This window comes from Paenibacillus alba, from assembly GCF_013204855.1.
Taxonomy (GTDB): Bacteria; Bacillota; Bacilli; order Paenibacillales; family NBRC-103111; genus Paenibacillus_E; species Paenibacillus_E alba.
The window spans coordinates 167,759-187,015 of record NZ_JABMKZ010000005.1 but is presented as its reverse complement, the minus strand read 5'-3'; the positions used below and the strand labels follow the sequence as shown (position 1 = coordinate 187,015).

Here is a 19,257-nt window from a genome sequence, read left to right as displayed (position 1 = left end):
AACATAAAGATTTCACCGCCGAAATGAGCGGAGCACATCGCTGCGAGAAGAGGTGATCTGCGTGAATGCTATCCTATCAGTTGTCGGAGAAGGTTTATTGGCCGACATCGTATGCAGAAAGCTATTGAATAGTTATCAGGTCGTTCGACAGACAGATTTCACTTCAGACATACCGAAAGCGGCGAAATTGGTTGTGGTGCTGCACGATGAATGGCCTTCTTCCGGATACTCCGAGGCTGAAGAAGCGCTGCAGAAGACTGGTATCCCGTGGCTGCGGGGCTTTATTTCAATGGATGAAGGCATAGTCGGGCCTTTGGTTCGTCCAGGTGTGCCCGGATGCACCGAGTGTGCAGATAACCGGCGTTTCACGGCGTCGCCTGCGGATACGCAAAATGCCGTAAGATCCTCGCCAGCAGGACTTTGGCATACAGCTCACTTGCTGATTGCCGAGACGCAGCGAGTGCTGCGGGGCAGCCGAGCTCATACGGAAGAACATATGTATATCGTTAACCTGAAAACTTTGAATAGCTCACTCCACTTCATTCTGCCTGACCCGCTTTGTTCGGTGTGCGGCCGCTTGCCCGACGATTCATCGGAGGCAGCCAACATTTCGCTCAAGCCGAGACCGAAGATAAGCGCCGACAGTTACCGCTGCCGTCCGATAGACGACCTGAAACAACATTTGGCCAAAGATTATATGGATTCCCGGACCGGCGTATTGAATGCCAAGATGCTTGACCTCGTGTCGCCGTTTGCCGGGGTAGGGGTCAATCTGCCGTCGTTTCTGATGGGAGATGAGATAACGGGAGGCCGCAGCTTTTCTTATGCGGAAAGCGAATTGACCGCAATCTTGGAAGGATTGGAGCGACACTGCGGTATAACCCCACGCGGCAAACGGTCTGTAATCTACGACAGCTACAACCGTGTTGCGGATCATGCGCTCGACCCCACCAAGGTTGGGTTATATTCGAAGAAACAGTACGCGCAGCCTGATTTCACATTCGAACCGTTTGATCGCAACCTCCCGATTGATTGGATATGGGGCTATTCGCTAGTGAAGAAGTGTCCGATCCTTGTTCCGGAAAGTCTCGCTTATTACAGTTCGGGATTCGGTAGCGGTTTTGTCCAGGAAGGCTCCAACGGGTGTGCGTTAGGCGGAAGCTTGGAGGAAGCCATCTTGTACGGAATTTTGGAAGTGGCGGAACGTGACTCGTTCCTGATGACTTGGTACGCGCAGCTGCCTATCCCGCGCCTGGACCCCTATTCCGCTAACGATCAGGAACTGGGGCTGATGGTCGATAGGCTGCGCGCCGTTGCCGGATACGATATACATTTATTTAACATGACAATGGAGAATGGGATTCCGAGCATTTGGGCGCTCGCGAAAAGCGTTAGCCCCGGGAAGATGAATCTTATCTGTGCGGCGGGAGCTCATTTGGATCCGGTACGGGCCGCGAAAAGCGCCATTCACGAACTGGCCGGCAGGCTGATCTTCCTGCAAGAGAAATTTGAGGCGGATCGGGAACATTTTATGCAAATGCTCGACGATCCTTTTCTCGTATGGCAAATGGAGGATCATGCCATGCTGTACGGTTTGCCGCAAGCAGAGGAACGGCTGCAATTTTTGCTGGACGGACAGCGTCCGCTCAGAACGTTTGACGAGGAGTTCAAGCGTAAGGCAAATCATGCGGATCTGACCGATGATCTGAAGGACACGATCGAGGTGTTTCGCCGCTTGAACCTCGATGTGATTGCAGTGGATCAATCATCGCTGGAAACATTGCGAAACGGGCTGCATTGCGTAAAAGTTCTGATTCCGGGAATGCTGCCGATGACGTTCGGACATCATTTGCAACGTTTGACGGGACTGAAGAGAGTGCTTCGGGTGCCGGCGGAGCTTGGATATGCGAAAAAGCCGCTCACGGCCCGGCAACTCAATCCGCATCCGCATCCATTTCCATAAGATGCGTAGGCTTAGTATGCCATCCCCTTTACTAGAGCTGCACTCTACTATCGCCTTACCTGCTCAAAATAACGATGAATAATGCACTTCCTGTTCCAAGCAAGCATCCGGCTATACAGTCTGAAGGATAGTGAAGTCCCAGATAAATACGTGATAAGCCTACCATTAATGCCACCGGGATTACAGTTAATGAAAGCCATCCTGAAATAAAAAGGAATGGCGTAATGACTGCGAATATAGCCGTCGTATGCCCCGAAGGAAAAGAATGATCCTTCAATGGATTTCTACCTACTTTCGTATGAGGCAAGGCCAAATAGGGTCTAATTCTCTGAACTTTTTTCTTAATTAGAGCTGCAACTACATGGCTGGCCGATAAGGCCGCGAAACTCTGCCAGCCTGCAGATCTCCATAAGCCAGACGTAAGAAGCGCAATAGATAACGAACCAATGATTGTAAACATCGCGCCACCCATATGAGTAAGAAGACCAAAAGTACGATCAAGAAAGGTATGGCTTATTACATGATTGCACCAGAAAAACATACGCTTTTCATGGTTATGCAGCCTTTGCCAATAACTACTTTTCATAACTACCACCTCCATTCTACCAGCGAAGGAAACCAATTATTCTCCACTGTATAATCAACCTCCTAACGTCAGTAAAGTTATATTAAAGGAAAATAATAAAGAATCTATGGGGATAAAACTAAAGAATTTCTGAAGGAAACAACTCCAAACAAAACATCCTATACAGCACAAAGGACGGGGCTGCTGCCGCCCCGTCCTTCCCCATTTATTCTATGCTTTTTAACGATTCAATCATGTTGATTCGGGACACCTTTCTTCGAAGCATCAAGCTAGAGAGAGTGGTGAGCAAGAATGCAAGAATGACAGATACCAGTATAACAAACAGACTTAATTGATCTGGTATTTGCTGATGTGTACTCGACAACGCCTTTATAATAATGGCATACAGGTAGCCGCTGATCGGCAGCGCTACAATGACCGCAAAGGCGGTGAGTATCATGTTCTCAAAGAAGATAAGCCGGTTTATTTTGCTTTTTTGATAGCCCAATACCTTAAGCGTGGCCAACTCGCGATTCCTTTCATAAATATTGATGGAGGATATCGTGTAGATGGCGCCAAACGAAAGAATGACGGCACAAATAATAAACATGATGAAGATAAAACTATTTTGCTTCAGAATATATTGTGCGGATTCTTTCAAATCATTCTTGTCCTTGATTATCAGCTGTTTGTCTTGTTCGAAGAACTGGCGGACGTTAGTAAGGCCTGCGGCGCTACTTGCTTTCACTAGAAGCGAGGTTGGTTTGTAGTCGATGCCAAAGCTCTCAAGATACGCTATCGTGCCATAGAACGACGGATTCGAATACTGATTGGATATTTGCGCAACCTTCATATCGACCGTTTTGTTCGCAAACGACGGATTGGCGAATTGGATTCGGATCGTATCCCCTACCGCAATCTGATAGTGGTCTGCATACGATTTGGGTACCAGCACACCGTTGTCCTCCAATACGACCGGGTTGTCGTTCTCGCCAAAAAAATGAATGAGATCGTTGTCCTTCTCCGTAACAATCAATGTGGCGTTCTCTTTATCATCCCCTTTGACGAATTCCACAGGAAAGGTAGCCAGATGATAACTGCTTTCAATCCCGGAGGGCAGCGGCAGCTTCGTAAGCTCGTCTTCCCTCGTATATTCAACCTTCAGATCATAGGTATTCACCTTTTCGATCTGATCAGCTACCCTTTGCAAGGACGTTTGTGTCCCAAAAGCAGTGATCAATAGCACAGTGCTCACCACAACGCCAACGGAGCTCGCTAATGCCTTTTGTTTATTAAGAAAGATGTTTCTCAAAATGAGCTTGTTGCTATAGGAAATGCGTCTCCAGACCCCTGGAAACTGCTCGATGAGCAGCTTCTTCATCTTCTTCGGCGGTTTAGGCCGCATTGCCTGCGCTGCGCGTTCTCGTAGAATGCCTATGCCGCTCAAGTAACAAGCCAGCATGCCGAATGCGCTCGAGAACAAAATGGGCGAAATGACCGAGAAAGAGGATAAGGAGAAGGTAATGTTCGGCAGCGAGTAGGATCTGGCATTCGACGTCTCGATCATTGGAATGAATAGGTTCACCGCAACGACGCAACCAAGAATGGAGCCTATGATACTCACCAGAACCGGGAATCCCATATAATGGAGCATGATACTGCTGTTCTTAACTCCTAATGCCTTCATAATGCCTACTTGATTCCTTTGCGAATCGATGATCCGAGACATGGTAAGGAAGAGAATGATCGCTTCGATGATAAAGAGAACCAACGGAATAACCTTGCTCATCAACTTATTGTTATGGATCGTTTGTTGGATCTGCGAATAATTGAATGTCCGTTCTTTGCTTATTTGGCTTACATAGGATAGTTTCTTGGATTGCGCTTCAACGTTTTGACCTAATCGGTCTACATCGTACCCTTCATCCGCATCGATCAAAACTTCATTAAAGTAAAGGATGCCGGCGACTTGAGCAGCTCCCGCCTCAGCCACATAGGCGAATCCGGACGTCTTATGGTCTTGGGTTTCGTTCTTTTTGGCATATTCCACATTCTCGCCCAAGCCACTAATGGTGAACGCCATATCCTTCTCATTGACGCTTAACTTTATTTGCTCCCCGACTTTGTACTGATGTACCCTGGCGTAATGGGAGTCCAGCAAGATTTGATCCTTGCGAGACGGAATGCTGCCCTCGATCATCATAGGCTTATTCATGGTATTGTTGGCAGGAATCGAATGGATCTTTAAGGTCGCTTTCGTATTGTCAAAAGATTGCGTCGCATCGAAGGTGTACCGTCCTTCGACTTTGTTAATCCCTTCGATTTTGCTGAGCTCCGCCACGTCCTGCTTAGAAATTTGATCATAATAGACGTTCAAGTCGCTTAAATGATACGTTTGAAAATAGTCTTTCGTATAAGCGCTAAGATTATCGCTTAACGTAACCAGCCCCGTGTAGAAAAAAGCGCCTACAGCGATAACCAACACAAAGGCAAGAAATTGGCCGATCGATTGCTTGATATCCCTTAACAATTTCTTGAATAATTTCATCACCACTCAATCCCTTCAACGCTTTGCTTGTGCTCATTGACCGTTACGCTTTCGATTTTCCCGCTTTTCACCCGAATGATTTTATCTGCCATCGGCGCAATCGCAGAGTTATGCGTGACCAGCACAATGCACTTTTTCGTTTCTCTGTTCAAATCCTGAAGAAGCTTCAAGACGGACTTGCCGGTTACATAATCCAACGCGCCGGTGGGCTCATCGCAGAGTAATAGCGAAGGGTTTTTGGCAACAGCGCGAGCTATGGCGACTCGCTGCTGTTCTCCTCCGGAGAGCTGGGACGGGAAGTTCTTCATCTGGTTCTTTAACCCGACTTTATTTAATATCTCTTTGGCATCCAGATGGTTTTTGCATACTTCCGTGGCGAATTCAACGTTTTCCAAAGCGTTCAGATTGGGGATTAAGTTATAGAATTGAAAGACAAAGCCTACCTTCTCGGCGCGATATCCCGTTAGCTTCTTCTCGCCCAAGCTAGTAATTTCCTGATTGCCAACAGTCACTTTACCCGACGTAGCTGTGTCCATGCCGCCAAGTATATTCAAGATCGTGCTTTTGCCGGCACCGCTTGCCCCCAGAACAACGACGAATTCGCCCTCGTTGATGGAAAAGTCAACACCATTCAGCGCCTTGATCGGCACTTCGCCTATTTTGTATTCTTTCGTTACGTCTATGAATTCGATTAATGATTTCATACATTTTATCTCCCCTTTTGGCCAATTATAATTTTTAGTATGTCAGTATGTTAGTTATGTAGTATACTGTAATTCATAGGCAACAAACTGTCAATAACCGGAACCGATGTCAAAAACATCCCTCATATTCTCTTCGAGCGATTTGTTATTGACAAGTGTTTACACATAAGTTATGGTTTGCTGCTAGATGGGTAACAAACTATGATGCTGAGTGGTGAGGCAATGAACGTCACGTTCGACGAAAAGCAGCCAATTTTTCAACAAGTAGCTAATATAATTGAAAATGATATTCTGAACGGAACTTACCGGGAGGACGAACAGATTCTTTCCGTGGCTCAATTTTCTCAATTGTTTCAAATTAATCCTGCGACCGTAGTGAAGGGGATCAGTCTGCTCGTAAACGAAGCTATTTTGTATAAAAAAAGAGGGCTTGGCATGTATGTCTCGACGGATGCCAAACAGAAGATTAAGAATCAGCGAAGAGATCGTTTCTACAAGGAACTGCTGTCCAATCTACTTAATGAAGCCGATAAACTTGAGCTGACAACCGAAGATATCATTAACATGATTAAGCAATTAAGGAAGGACTAAATTAACTATGAGCATCGTACTGAGTTGCGACAAATTAAACAAAAAATACGGTCGAACTTACGCATTGCGGGATCTGGATATGCAACTCGAGGAAAACGTTATTTACGGCTTGATCGGGCGAAACGGCGCTGGCAAAACAACCTTGCTTAACCTAATTGCAGGCGGAATCTTTGCGGACGACGGTACCATTGAGGTAAGAGGAAAAAAATTGGACAAAGGAGTACTTCCGGAAGATTTCTGTTTCGTAGGGGAGACAAACAAACTATTCGGAGGAGCGCGATTGATCGAGGTATTGCAGTTCGCTGCGAATTTTCATGCCAATTGGGACTGGACGTTTGCTCATAAGCTGATTCAGACGTTTGGGCTCGATCCAAACAAAAAAATTAAGCAGCTCTCAAGAGGCACGGAATCGCTCGTAGGAAACATCATCGGTCTGGCCAGCCGGGCTGCGTTGACATTATTCGACGAGCCTGTGCTTGGACTTGATGTCTTGATGCGGGAAAGGTTTTACAAGGAGTTGTTGGAGGATTACGCCAATCACCCCCGTACAATTTTACTTTCTACGCATTTGATTGACGAAATCGCCCCAATCGCAGAGCGAATTTATATCATTGATGAGGGCTCCCTCCTGCTTCATGACGAGATGAATCAGATACGTATGGCAGCTCATTTGATTCGTGGACATTCGGATGCCGTGGCTTCGTTTACGGAAGGGAAGCGAGTATTGCATACGGAATCCTACGGCCACGGGAAGCTTGCCGCCATTTTCGAGAAGTTGAACGATGGGGACAGGATGCAAGCGCGCCAACTAAACATTACGATTGAAAATTTGACGCTTCAAAAGTTTTTTTCGTATTTGATCGAAGGAGGTCACTAAATTGGGTACATTGGCCGTTCATCTAAAGGCGACCTATTTGCAGTTGAGGATTTACATCTGGGCGGTCATTATTTTCATCCTCCTAGGCAGGTTGGCGGAATTCATTGTTGGTCTCTTTACAGACAGCAGTCAAAACACAGTACTTTCAGATGGCAACCTGCTGTTGCTCATTTTGCTCATTTTCGCAATCGTACTTCCTCTTAGCTATTACAAACGCATCGTACATTTAGGTGCAAGCAGAGCACAATATTTTTGGGGGCTTCAATTCGTCCATATCGCCTGGGCAGCAGCCCTCGCTATATTCAATACTTTATGGCCTATGCTTGAAGTGACTGTGCTCCACAAGAACACTGTTAATCTTATTGAAGCGTTTCACTGGAATGAATTTGGCATGGCAGGTTCTTTTCTCTACCAAACCGCTTTTTATTTGATGGCGATGGCGCTCCTAAGCATGCTGATCTCCGGTTACTACCACCTTGCCGGTTGGCTATTGTGGGCGCTGTTCATTGTCGCGATCCCGACCGGAACGGCGATTCCTTCGCTGCGCGTTCATGTTGTTTCTTTTTTCGAAGCCTTGTTATTCAACAGCTCGCTGCTCGCCGGCGTCGGATTTAATCTGGTGCTTTTCTTTATTTTCGTGGCTGGCGGTTGGTTTTTTACCAGGGGAAGAACACACTAAATATACTTCGTTATTTTTTTCTACCGATAAATGCGAATGATAGCAAACTGCCGCCGAACAAAATAACAAAGGTAACGATATGCGACATATGCATTCCGTCAATAAACGATTTGCTGCCGCTCAGAATCGAGCCGAGGATGGCAACCCCCAACGTCGAGCCAAGTTGGCGGCTTGAATTGAGAGCGCCTGAAACTGCGCCGGTCTGTTCCTTCGGGACGGAAGAGATTACGGCTGCCATCAGCGAGGGAATCGTAAAGGACACTCCGAAACCGATCAGCAGTAATCCAATCATCGTAATAACATAGCTCGTGTTCACATCCGTCTTGACTTGCAGCAGTGTACCTACTGCACTAAGGCTAAAGCCAAGAGTCATCGGTATCCGCGCTCCAATTCTGCCAACAAGGCGACCCGTTAGAATTGGATTAAAGGCCAGTGGAATCATCATTGGAAGGAACACGAGTCCCACGATGTGGGCCGGTAATCCGCGCATTTGTTGAAAAAATAATGGCAGCACAAATAGAATTCCCGACAGGCCGATGTTAATCGCCATCCCAGCCAGCATTCCGGCCGATACCGTCGTATTCCTAAATAGCCGCAGCGGAAGCAACGGTGCCTTGCCTTTCGCTTCAACAATCAAAAATAGGATAGCGCCCAACAGAGCTAGAAGAAATGCCGCGAAAATAACAGGAGAGTTCCATCCGTACGTCTCCCCCTCCATCAGTCCAAACGATAATGCAGCTAGGGCGACAACGGCCGTGATTTGCCCCCCAAAGTCAAAGCTTTTCGGCGACTTACGCTCCGTTTCACGGACGTACAGGAAAGTCATGATTAAGCTAATGCCTGCAAGCGGCACGTTGAGAAGGAAAATGCTGCGCCAACCCAGCGAGTCCACCAATAGCCCGCCGACAACAGGTCCTGCCGCCATCGCCGCTCCTGTAACCGCTGCCCAAATGCCAAGAGCCCGGGCACGTTCTACCGTTCCAGGGTAGGCATGAGCAAGCAGGGTGAGCGAGGCTGGCATTAGAGCTGAGCCTCCTATACCGAGTATCGCACGTAGGGCGATAAGCTCGCCTAATGTCGAAGCCGTTGCCGAAATGGCCGATGCTGCGAGAAAAAGGGCCAGACCGCCTGTATAGACACGTTTGGCCCCAAGCTTGTCAGCAAAGGCCCCCATAGATAGCAATAAACCGGCAAACACGATCGTATAGGCGTTGACCACCCATTGAAGGCCCGATATTCCCCCACCCAACTCGGTGTGAATCGCAGGCAGCGCGACGCTCACCACCGTCATATCCAAGAGCACCATAAAGTATCCGAGCGAAAGTCCGAGAAGCAACATCCCTTTGGGAGGCTTGCCGATACTGCTGGACGGTATTTGCATTGTTTTTTCCAAAGTAAGTCTCCTTCCGTTTCAATATGAAGTATTCGTCGTTTCGTCTCTCTCAAGTGTATAATGAATTTTATACTAGAATAAGATGAGCGTTTATCATAGGAGTAAACCTCCTACGATATGAGTCTGAAAAGGAGCGTAAGAGCAACTTATGGAACGATCAAACAACACGCGGCTTGATGAGTTGGCGCAGTTTTTGAGGACACGTCGCGCACGCATTTCACCCGAGCAAGCTGGATTGCCTAATGAAGGCCGTCGGCGCACGCCGGGACTTAGACGCGGAGAAGTTGCGCAGCTCTCAGGCGTCAGTGTGGACTGGTACACATGGCTGGAGCAAGCGCGAAATATTCAGGTATCGGCTCAAGTGCTAGAAAACATTGCCCGGGCTCTCCAGCTGGATTCGAATGAGCGCAAGCATTTATTTTTGCTAGCCCTCCAGCAGCAGCCGGCCGATCTGACGCCAGCCGAAAACACCATTAGTTTGACACTTCAGAACTTCCTTGAGCTGCAAGGGACGAGCCCCGCCTATGTTACCGATCAGCGACTAAATATTGTTGCATGGAACAAGGCTGCAAATTTGATTTATGGGGATTATGGGGCTATGTCGAGGCGCGAACGAAATACGGTTTGGCGGACGTTCACTTCGCAATACGTACGCGAATTGCTTCAAGGAAACTGGGAAACGCATGCCCGGCATCGTTTAGCTAATTTTCGCGCCAACTACGGTAAATTCGCCGGTGATCCTTGGTGGCTAGAACTCATTGGGGATTTGAATCAAGTTAGCGCGGAATTCAGGGCATGGTGGCCCCAGCACGATGTCCTGAATGGACCTGAAGGAAAGAAAATGAATCATCATCCGTCAGCCGGGCTCCTTATATTTGATCAAATATCTTTTCTAGTATCTGATTCTCCCCACCTTACAGTCACGATTAATATACCGGCTAACGAGAACGATACAATTCCCAAGCTTAATAAGCTTCTATCGAATAATTGATACAAAAGCAGCCCGATCTTATCGATCGGGCTGCATCTTTCCTGTTACCCATTGTTAGATATTGACGGATACGGATACCAGTATGATTTTCAGCTTCAACCAGATGTGAAGGTACCGAACTATGACGTAAACAAACCGACAGTGGCTGTGCTGCTGGCGAACGAAGTGACGGAAGTGTTCGATTTTCTCGTCCCGTACAAGATGTTTGCGATGACTGAAGCTTACAATGTATACGGTGTTGCCCCCGATCACGGAATTAAATCACTAACCAGCGGACTTGATGTTGTCCCGCATTACTCGTTTGACGAAATGGATGCGATGCTCGGCAAAAGCCCGGACATTATCGTCATTCCGTTTATGCCGATTTTGGATGAGAAAAAATATGCGCCAGTCCGTGAATGGATTCGGAAGCACTCGGGCTCCAAGACAACATTGATCTCCATTTGCAACGGGGCTGAAACTTGGCGGATAGCGGCTTGCTGAATGGGAAATCGGCCGCAACGCACTGGGGAGACATCAGCCGGCTCATTAAAAAATATCCGGAAATCCAGTGGGTGAAAGGTCAGCGCTACGTTCCGCAAGGCAAGATCGTATCTTCTGCCGGTCTCACATCCGGGATTGATGCTACGCTATACGTCATCTCCCAGCAGTTGGGCGAGGCCGCGGCGAAAAAAGTGGCGAAAGAGATGAACTATCCCTCATACGATTACGTGACACCCCCCCAGATGAAACCGTTCGTTGCTGGGTTGAGCCATATTACGTACGTACTGAACAACGCTTATCAATGGAACAAAGTAAAGGCGGGCGTGCTGCTATATAACGGCGCCGATGAACTGGATTTGTCCGCTGCATTCGATACATACGCCGCTTCCGGTACGACGACGACGTTGACCGTCTCCAGCGCGAACGAACCGATCTTAACGAAGCACGGCCTGACCCTAGTCGCGCGTTATCAGATAACAAACGTGCTGAAGCTGGCGAAGATGATTATCGTCGGTGCCGACGCCGAGTCTGCAGCAGCCATAGACATCAACCAATGGAAAAGCAGCGGCAGCAGCGCGAAACTGCTGTTCCTGCACCACGACGCGGCGGATCGGTTTGCAATGGATCCCGCATTCGAGGATTTGGCAGGGCAGGAGGATATCCAGACGGCGAAATTTGCCGCCAAGCGGCTCGAATATCGCGCCACTGATCACTTGAAGCTGGAAGGGAGCTCCTTTTCTTTTGAAGCGTTTGGCGTACCAGTTATGCTCGGTGTCCTGTCCTTGCTCATCGCTTTTGTCATCGATCGGCGCTTCATCCGTAGGAAAAAAGGCTCGTCTGCTGATATTAGCGCATCGAGGTAGTGCTGTTCTATCCTAAAAGAGAGCAATATCAACTCCTATAGATTCCTGTCTAAAAGAATGCCTACTTGTTCTGCTATGCTTTGAGGTGAATCAAGTATTTCTTTTTTAAAATAAGACTCAACAATCCCGACTAAAGCCGTACCGAAGAATTTTAAAATGACTTCTTTACTTAAACCTGTATTATTTCCTTCCGTTATATTCACTTCTTTTTCTAGCTCCTCAATGACGAAATTCAGGAAACGACTCCGAAAAAAAGGTGCACCTTTACTCGATAACATTGCCGAAAAAAATGAATAGTGACTTTCAAAATATTCGAACCAAAGTAAATTGCTTTTTATAAAATCCATATCTGATGCTAATTCGCATAATTTCCTAAGTTCATGGATATGTTCTTCAATTAGTTTATCCAGCAGGTCATATTTGTCCAAATAATGATGATAGATGGTTCTGCGACCGACATTCGCACTGTCAGAAATATCCTGCATCGTGATTTCGTCGAAATTTTTCTCTGACATTAGGTTAATAAAAGCATGTTTAATTGCTTCTTGAGACTTTAGAATTCTTCTATCTACGATTGCCACTTTAGTAATCACCCTGCTTTTCTTAGAAGTATCGCACAAATTTTATGGCCTTGTGCAATAAGGCGCAAATCGAGTTTGTTTGATCATTGCAGACAGCCAGTAGCTAGATTATATTATACACAAATGAGCGATATCGCACTTCTATGTATTTTCTTGACTACAGGAGGATAACAATATGTTTAAACAAAAAGTTTGGTTTATTACAGGAGCAGGCCGCGGCATGGGGGTTGATATTGCAAAAGCAGCCTTGGCAGCAGGTCATAAAGTAATCGCTACTGGTCGCAATACGGATAAAGTAACTAATGCAATCGGCAATACTGACAATCTGTTAGTTGTGAAACTAGACATTACCAGTCTTCAGGAGTCTGAAGCAGCAGTCAAAGCAGCCGTTGACCATTTCGGAACAATTGATGTTCTGGTCAATAATGCAGCGAGCTTCTATGCAGGTTTCTTTGAAGAGCTAACACCGCTACAAATCCAAAAACAGATCGACACCAACCTCATTGGGCCAATGAATGTCACCCGAGCTGTACTCCCTGTCATGCGCAAAGCTCGTTCCGGTCATATTATTTCAATTTCTTCGCTCGCTGGCTTCGTTGGTCAAGACTTTTGCGTTGCCTATTCCGCTTCAAAGTTTGGGCTTGAGGGCTGGATGGAGTCTCTCCATTTGGACGTTGCTCCATTCGGAATTCACACCACGATCGTGGAGCCAGGCTTCTTCCGAACCGAATTGTTGGAGCCGGAGTCAACCAATTGGGCTGAGTTGAGCATTGAAGACTATGCGAATCGTACAGCAGAAACGCGTACCGCTTGGGAAAAGATGAACGGTAAACAAGCTGGTGATCCCTCCAAACTTGCTAATGCTCTACTGACCATTGCTAGTGAGAAGCAGCCTCCAGTACGCTGGGTTGCCGGTGAAGATGCAGTAACTGCTATCGAGCAAAAGTTGAATGACCTTCAGAAGCAGATTAATGCTTATCGTGACTTATCTACGTCTCTTTCATACGATTAAGCATACTAAATAGTTAAATAAATCGTTTAAAATATTGGAGGAAATCAACATGGCAAAACATGAAGAAGTAAAAAATGGTGTTATTTTTCCAGTGGGAGAAAAAAATGAAGCCTATGCACAATTTTTTGTGGGTCAAAGTTATCTCAAATCATTGATTGCTGATCCTAAAGTGAGTGTTGGTGTCGGGAATGTGACCTTTGAACCGGGCTGCCGAAATAACTGGCATATCCATCGTGATGGATTTCAATTTTTGTTAGTAACGGGTGGCGAAGGTTGGTACCAAGAAGAAGGGAAACCTGCTCAATTCCTAAAAGCTGGCGATGTTATTGTTACTCATGATGGTGTAAAACACTGGCATGGCGCCGCAAAAGACAGTTGGTTTGAACACATTGCAATCACGGCAGGCACGCCGGAATGGCTGGAACCTGTTTCAGACGAAGTCTACGAAAATGCAGCAAATTAAATGGTGCGTTCTCTTCTGCGCTCGAGGCAGACTTCGCAATAACGGTAATCATTTCCATTCCCAGCCTTCCCTCTGGTAAAATAGAGAAAATCCTATTTCCACACTTGGGAGGCATACGGCAACGATGGAACAAGAGCTACACGCACAGATCATGCAGTGGCATGAAGATAATGAACACCAGCAGATCGTAGACACTCTGATGAAGATTCCTCCAGCGGACAGGGATTACGACATGATCAGCAGCATGGGTCGGGCTTATAACAATCTGAGTTTGTATGAAAAAGCGCTGGAACAGTTTGCTTTCATTGCTGAGCAGGGAAAACATGATCCATTGTGGTATTTTCGCGTAGGCTATTCCTATTACTATATGAAGCGGTATGAGGAAGCGGCAGGTGTGCTAAGCACCGCGCTGGAGCTGAATCCTGGCGATCAGCATTCAGCCAGATTGCTAGATTGGAGCCATAGCAAATGGCAAAAACAACAAAAGGCCGAATCCCAGCGCAGACTCCGCAAGCAACAGAAAGACCCGGGAGCGATCCCTTTTGAAGGTATGGATCTCGACAGTTTCTGGGAAGACAGTAACTATGCCAGAGAACAATATGTCTCTGATCCGCCTACGGATGAGCTGATTTCTTCTATAGAAGAAGAACTGGGCTATAAGCTGCCGGCAGCCTATATCGCTCTGATGAAGCATCAGAACGGGGGCGTTCCCCATCATACCTCCTTTCCGACAGATGAAGCTACCTCTTGGGCTGAGGATCATATTGCTATAACGGGAATTATGGGGATCGGGCGCGACAAAAGCTACTCGATCTGCGGTGATCTCGGCAGTCCGTTCATGATTGAGGAGTGGGGATATCCGGATATCGGCGTAGTAATCTGTGACTGCCCTTCGGCAGGGCACGATGTCGTGATGCTGGATTACCGTCACTGTGGGAAGGACGGCGAACCTGCAGTCATCCATGTCGATCAGGAAGATGATTACGAGATAACATTCTTGGCACCGGACTTCGAGACGTTCATCCGCGGTCTGGTGAAGGATGAGGATTACGACACTTCCGAAGAAGATAAAGAGAACGATCTGCACAAAGTGGCTGAAGGAAAATTTTCTCCCCTGCTCACGGAACTCTGCGGTCAAGCCTCTGAGCTGGAAGGGCTGGAGTCCAAAATACGCAGCGTCTGTACCCGGATCGTCCAGGAAAAAGGCCATTTCTCATTTCATGCGGATGAGCGGTCTCATCTCATGTACGATGTGCAGTTCTGGCTATACACCAACGCTTACCCGACTACCAGCCGTCAGCAGTATCTGGATACCTATGATCAAATGATCGCTTTCGGCGGCGAATTCGGCCAAGGAGGGTACGCTCCCGGCTTCATCAGCGATTGGCTGGATGGGCGGATCGGGGAAGGCCTTATCGTTCAGGAGAATGGTGTTCTCCGTTTCACGGGCGAGGCACGCAGCGCAGTGATAGCAAAGCTTTCAGCGGAAGCGGAAGCTGCACAGGCATTGAAAGCTGCAGGAGAAACGAAGGATATAGCCCCTTTTATCCTGGTGAAACAGAAAAATGGCGGCAAATCTGTCATTCTGACAGTCGGTAGCTATTTGACCGAGCTATTCGGCACCCGGGCGGACGAGGGCTTCGAAGGCAACGGTTACGATTGGGCTTCACTGGCGGCGGTGTTCTTGAATGAGCGGATGCCGGAGCTCGCGGACACGATTCATTTTGACCCGGAAGCAGATATGTTCTGTGCCTACTCAAGTCATGGAGCCGCTGTAGAACAGTTTGCAAGGGCGTTCAAATCTGCTTGTGAGGATGAGGTACTTATTCACGATCTATTCACTCGCGCGGAGTTGGACTGAGCTCATGTTAAGGGGAATGTAATCCTGATTGAAATTGTAAAGAATCACGAATCATACGCCGACGAATCTCGTCGGCTGATTTCTTTTGTAGGTTTCTATAAAGATCAACTTTGAGCCATATATTCAAACGCTGTTGTTCCATAAACGCTTTTAAAGTGTTATTTAAATGGGTTAAATCAACAAAACCAATAATACATGCCATCTTTTTGGAAAACAAAACCGCCTTGCGCCCAAACCGAAGGAGCTCTAACTCGAGCCCCTGATCAGTAGGTGTCCAGATATCGTACACGAAGCCACTTGCCGCTTCTCCATTAACTCCTTCATCATTTTCATCGCAAGTTTTCCCACTTCGTCCCGCGGGTAATGAATGACCGTCAATTTAGGCTCAGTATGCGTAGTCATCAAAATATCCTCTGAACCGAGAATAGCTAATTGCTCCGGAATCTGAATTCCCTTCTTTTTGCAAACATCAAGAATACCTGCTGCCATCAAATCATTGGAGCAAATGATCGCGCTGAAAGAGAGTCCCGCAGGTTGGCCTTCCACATACTTGCCAAAGACCTCAGACGCATTTTCCAATCGCCCTCTCCCGCTTAGCAATGCCTCTTCTCGCAGCTCCAATCCCTCTGCCAGCATAGCCTCCCGAAAGAGTTGCAGTCTATTCACATGGTAAGAGGACGATTCGGCATCCGTCATATAACCGATGCTTGTATGCCCTTTGTCCTTCAAATGTTGAATAGCCTGCCTGTAAAGAACAGACCAGTCTATATCGATATAGGGAATTCCCCACTCTTGGACTTTCGGGCCTTGGGTCACAGATAGTAGAGGTACTTCCCAGACAAGAAGCCGCTCGTACGTCTGTGCCATCAGCTGCTGTCCAAGTAAGATAATACCATCCACCCGCCCGCGCAGCGTTGAAATTAATTGCTCCTCCGTATCCGCCGTGTAGCTCTGAAAAAATACCAGAAACCCTTCATCTCTCGCCGCGGATTCTATGTGCAATAATAACCCGGCCTCGAACGGATTCCCGAGATAGTTAACCAGCACAGCCAATTGTCCCGTTTTCTTTGTTTTTAAACTTCTAGCCAATAGATTCGGCTCATATCCCAATTCTTTCATAGCAGCGAGGACTCTCTCGCTTGTTTCCTTCTTAACGTTGGTCTTGCCGTTCAGCACGTAAGATACGACGGCAACGGAGACACCAGCACGTTCCGCTACTTCTTGACGACTCGCCATTCAATAATCCTCCCCGAACTTTCTACTCGTGTAAATTATACTTAATAAATGCTTAGCAAGCAATAAAAGGAGTGTTACAATGTGCTCATGAAATTAATTTACTCGAGTAAATACTCAGGAGGCTATGATCATGAAAACTATTCAACAAGCATTTGATGTTGTCGTTTGCGGTGGCGGACTAGCCGGCTTTTGCGCCGCTGTGGCATCTGCAAGAAAGGGTGCCCAGACGTGTCTTATTCAAGATAGACCTGTTTTTGGGGGCAACAGCTCCTCTGAAATTCGAGTAACGCCTCACGGCGCCGCTGCCTTTCATGCCTATGGCAGAGAAACAGGCATTATTTCGGAGCTGCTGATTGAAGAACGTGCTGTTAATCATGAAAAAATTCGTGAAAACGGTTGGACGAACAGCGTCTGGGATATGGTTATGTACGACATGGCTGTAAAAACGCCAAATCTGAGTTTCCATTTGAATACCTCTGTCCACAGCGCGCAAGTGACGGACGGTAAACTCACTTCCATTAAGGCCGTTATTGCGAATGCGGAGACTGAGCTTGAGATTACCGGAAAAGTATTCATCGACTGTACCGGCGACGGCATCGTTGCTGACATGGCCGGCTGCGAGTGGCGTTGGGGCTCCGAAGGGCGAGATGAGTTCAACGAGCCTCATGCTCCGCTTGCTGCCAGCTCCGATACGATGGGCAACTCCATCCATTTCCGCGCCAAAGATATGGGACGCCCTGTACCTTTCAAAGCACCTGAATGGGCGATCCATCACGAAGATGCTGACTATTTCTATAAGCAAGGACGCACTTTTTATGATACGGAATCCGGTTTTTGGTGGATTGAGATCGGTGTCCCCTATAACACCGTTTACGATAATGAAAACATTCGTCACGAGCTGACCAGACATACCCTTGGCATTTGGGATTGGATGAAAAATCGCGATCCGCTTCTGAAGGAACAAACAGCCAATCTTGCGCTTGATTGGATCGGTCAAGTTCCAGGTAAACGGGAGAGCCGCCGTATTATGGGCCGCTACTTCATGACTGAACATGACATTCAAAAACGCACGGTATTCGAGGACGAGATCGCTTATGGCGGTTGGTTTGTCGATCTTCACACGCCCGGAGGTCTCCTGGCTCCAACCGCAGAGCCAGCTAGTGCGGAAGGCTACAACGAAACGAGCGAATATGCCCAAAAGAGCTACTGCGGCCCCTACGGTATTCCATTCCGCATTATGGTTAGCAAAGATATTAGCAACCTAATGATGGCGGGACGCAACGTCAGCGTTACCCACGCCGCGCTCGGAACTGTCCGCGTGATGTCAACGACAGCCCTGATGGGGCAAGCAGCAGGCGCAGGTGCTGCTTACGCGCTGAGCAACCAGCTGAGCCTGTCCGACATGTCGGGCGAACATATCGTGAATTTGCAGCAAGCTCTGCTTCGCGACGGATGCTTCCTTCCGAACTACAAGAATGAGGATGCTGCGGATCTTGCTAAGCAGGCCGCGATTAGCGCCAGCAGCACCGCATCTATTCATGGCGTCGGACCAGAAAGCCGCGATTTCACACTCGGCTTCCGTTCCAAAAATGAACAAGAAAATAGAAAGCAACTGGCTGAGCCGCTTACCTTCAAGCGCGGTCAATGGATTGCCATCGAGAGAGGCAGCATTGAAGCCATTTCTGTCTGCCTGAGCAACAACACGGATCGCCCTCAACAGGTGGCGGCCAAAATAATTCCGGTCGATCACATCTGGGATTATCGCACAGAAACGGAAGCTGTGTATGCCGAAACGACGTTGACGGTTCCCGTCGGACAGCATGTTTGGGTGGAATGGCAGCTGAATTGGCAAGATCCTTCGGTTGGCAGCCGTTTCGTTCAGCTCCAGCTAGGTGTTAATCCGTCGGTTGAATGGCATTCGGCTAACCGAATTATCCCAGGTCACATTTCGGCATACGACATGGGCAGCGGAAAAATGCGCCGCTATTTGAATGATGGAGGCACACTCAGTTACCGCATTACACCGGCACAACACAGCTTTGGTGCGGTCAATGTCACAAGCGGTGTAACTCGTCCACACCAATACACCAATATGTGGATGTCCGATCCAGCGCAGCCGCTGCCGCAATATGTGCAATTGCAATGGACGAATTCGCAAACGATTCGTGAGATTGAGGCCACATTCCCAGGGCATTTGCTTCAAGAATATCATCGCTATGAGCCGTTCTATCGTGATCCTCAATGTCCGAAAGACTACACGATCGAGGCGTATGTTCAAGAACAATGGGTTACCATCGTTAAGGTGGAAGGGAACTACCAACGTTTGGTTAAACATACGTTGGATCAAGCCGTTCAGACTGATCGCCTTCGGTTGACGGTTACGGCGACAAATGGGGATTCATCTGCAGCTGTTTATGAGATTCGTTGTTATCGTTAATTACTAAATT

General features: G+C 47.6%; 15 protein-coding genes and 1 pseudogene. 10 read left to right on the top strand and 6 right to left on the bottom strand.

Annotated elements, in window-relative coordinates; all coding sequences use genetic code 11:
• Positions 1-61: 61 nt before the first annotated feature.
• Entirely contained in the window at positions 62-1,963 is a 1,902-nt protein-coding gene (locus HQN90_RS09695; protein ID WP_173217645.1) for a TOMM precursor leader peptide-binding protein, read from the top strand.
• Positions 1,964-2,018: 55 nt separating this feature from the next.
• Here HQN90_RS09695 and HQN90_RS09690 read toward each other — a convergent pair whose 3' ends face one another.
• From HQN90_RS09690 to HQN90_RS09680, 3 genes are all read right to left on the bottom strand, one after another.
• Positions 2,019-2,549, bottom strand: a complete 531-nt coding sequence (locus tag HQN90_RS09690) for a phosphatase PAP2 family protein (RefSeq protein ID WP_173217643.1) — start codon at positions 2,547-2,549, stop codon at positions 2,019-2,021.
• A gap of 205 nt (positions 2,550-2,754) precedes the next feature.
• Positions 2,755-5,076, bottom strand: coding sequence for an ABC transporter permease (locus tag HQN90_RS09685; protein ID WP_173217641.1), 2,322 nt, complete (start codon positions 5,074-5,076; stop codon positions 2,755-2,757).
• The gene (locus HQN90_RS09680; RefSeq protein ID WP_173217639.1) at positions 5,076-5,780 is read right to left on the bottom strand and encodes an ABC transporter ATP-binding protein; all 705 of its coding nucleotides are present in this window, start codon (positions 5,778-5,780) and stop codon (positions 5,076-5,078) included. The genes HQN90_RS09685 and HQN90_RS09680 overlap by 1 nt, the downstream gene beginning before the upstream one ends.
• Positions 5,781-5,984: 204 nt before the next feature.
• On the opposite strand from HQN90_RS09680, the gene HQN90_RS09675 reads away from it, so the two are divergent.
• Genes HQN90_RS09675 through HQN90_RS09665 form a run of 3 tightly spaced genes read left to right on the top strand, consistent with a single transcriptional unit; the run spans position 5,985 to position 7,927 of the window.
• Positions 5,985-6,371 (top strand): GntR family transcriptional regulator, encoded by a 387-nt coding sequence (locus tag HQN90_RS09675; RefSeq protein WP_173217875.1) that lies wholly within the window; start codon positions 5,985-5,987, stop codon positions 6,369-6,371.
• Positions 6,372-6,378: 7 nt separating this feature from the next.
• The gene (locus HQN90_RS09670) at positions 6,379-7,248 is read left to right on the top strand and encodes an ATP-binding cassette domain-containing protein (protein WP_173217637.1); all 870 of its coding nucleotides are present in this window, start codon (positions 6,379-6,381) and stop codon (positions 7,246-7,248) included.
• 1 nt (position 7,249) lies between these two features.
• Positions 7,250-7,927, top strand: coding sequence for a hypothetical protein (locus HQN90_RS09665; protein ID WP_173217635.1), 678 nt, complete (start codon positions 7,250-7,252; stop codon positions 7,925-7,927).
• Positions 7,928-7,937: 10 nt separating this feature from the next.
• Here HQN90_RS09665 and HQN90_RS09660 read toward each other — a convergent pair whose 3' ends face one another.
• Positions 7,938-9,320 carry an MFS transporter gene (locus HQN90_RS09660; RefSeq protein WP_246362187.1) on the bottom strand — a complete coding sequence of 461 codons (1,383 nt, stop codon included), beginning with the start codon at positions 9,318-9,320 and terminating at the stop codon, positions 7,938-7,940.
• Between the two features lie 148 nt (positions 9,321-9,468).
• Here HQN90_RS09660 and HQN90_RS09655 point away from each other — a divergent pair, with 148 nt between their 5' ends.
• Both HQN90_RS09655 and HQN90_RS09650 read left to right on the top strand, forming a co-directional pair.
• The gene (locus HQN90_RS09655; protein WP_173217633.1) at positions 9,469-10,311 is read left to right on the top strand and encodes a helix-turn-helix transcriptional regulator; all 843 of its coding nucleotides are present in this window, start codon (positions 9,469-9,471) and stop codon (positions 10,309-10,311) included.
• A 102-nt stretch (positions 10,312-10,413) separates the two neighbouring features.
• Positions 10,414-11,657: pseudogene (locus tag HQN90_RS09650) on the top strand (DJ-1/PfpI family protein); the annotation flags it as partial.
• Between the two features lie 35 nt (positions 11,658-11,692).
• Here the strand turns inward: HQN90_RS09650 and HQN90_RS09645 are convergent.
• Positions 11,693-12,238: a TetR/AcrR family transcriptional regulator gene (locus tag HQN90_RS09645; RefSeq protein WP_173217631.1), complete on the bottom strand. Its 546-nt coding sequence runs from the start codon at positions 12,236-12,238 to the stop codon at positions 11,693-11,695.
• 175 nt (positions 12,239-12,413) lie between these two features.
• On the opposite strand from HQN90_RS09645, the gene HQN90_RS09640 reads away from it, so the two are divergent.
• The 3 genes from HQN90_RS09640 (at position 12,414) to HQN90_RS09630 (ending at position 15,574) form a co-directional block, all read left to right on the top strand.
• Positions 12,414-13,250 (top strand): SDR family NAD(P)-dependent oxidoreductase, encoded by an 837-nt coding sequence (locus tag HQN90_RS09640; protein ID WP_173217629.1) that lies wholly within the window; start codon positions 12,414-12,416, stop codon positions 13,248-13,250.
• Between the two features lie 49 nt (positions 13,251-13,299).
• Positions 13,300-13,713, top strand: a complete 414-nt coding sequence (locus tag HQN90_RS09635) for a cupin domain-containing protein (protein ID WP_173217627.1) — start codon at positions 13,300-13,302, stop codon at positions 13,711-13,713.
• 124 nt (positions 13,714-13,837) lie between these two features.
• Positions 13,838-15,574, top strand: coding sequence for an Imm51 family immunity protein (locus HQN90_RS09630; RefSeq protein ID WP_173217625.1), 1,737 nt, complete (start codon positions 13,838-13,840; stop codon positions 15,572-15,574).
• Between the two features lie 246 nt (positions 15,575-15,820).
• Here the strand turns inward: HQN90_RS09630 and HQN90_RS09625 are convergent, their stop codons facing one another.
• Complete coding sequence (locus HQN90_RS09625; RefSeq protein WP_173217623.1) at positions 15,821-16,810, bottom strand: LacI family DNA-binding transcriptional regulator; 990 nt, start codon at positions 16,808-16,810, stop codon at positions 15,821-15,823.
• A 130-nt stretch (positions 16,811-16,940) separates the two neighbouring features.
• Here HQN90_RS09625 and HQN90_RS09620 point away from each other — a divergent pair, with 130 nt between their 5' ends.
• On the top strand, positions 16,941-19,247 hold the full coding sequence (locus HQN90_RS09620) for an FAD-dependent oxidoreductase (protein ID WP_173217621.1): 2,307 nt from the start codon (positions 16,941-16,943) through the stop codon (positions 19,245-19,247).
• Positions 19,248-19,257 lie beyond the last annotated feature (10 nt).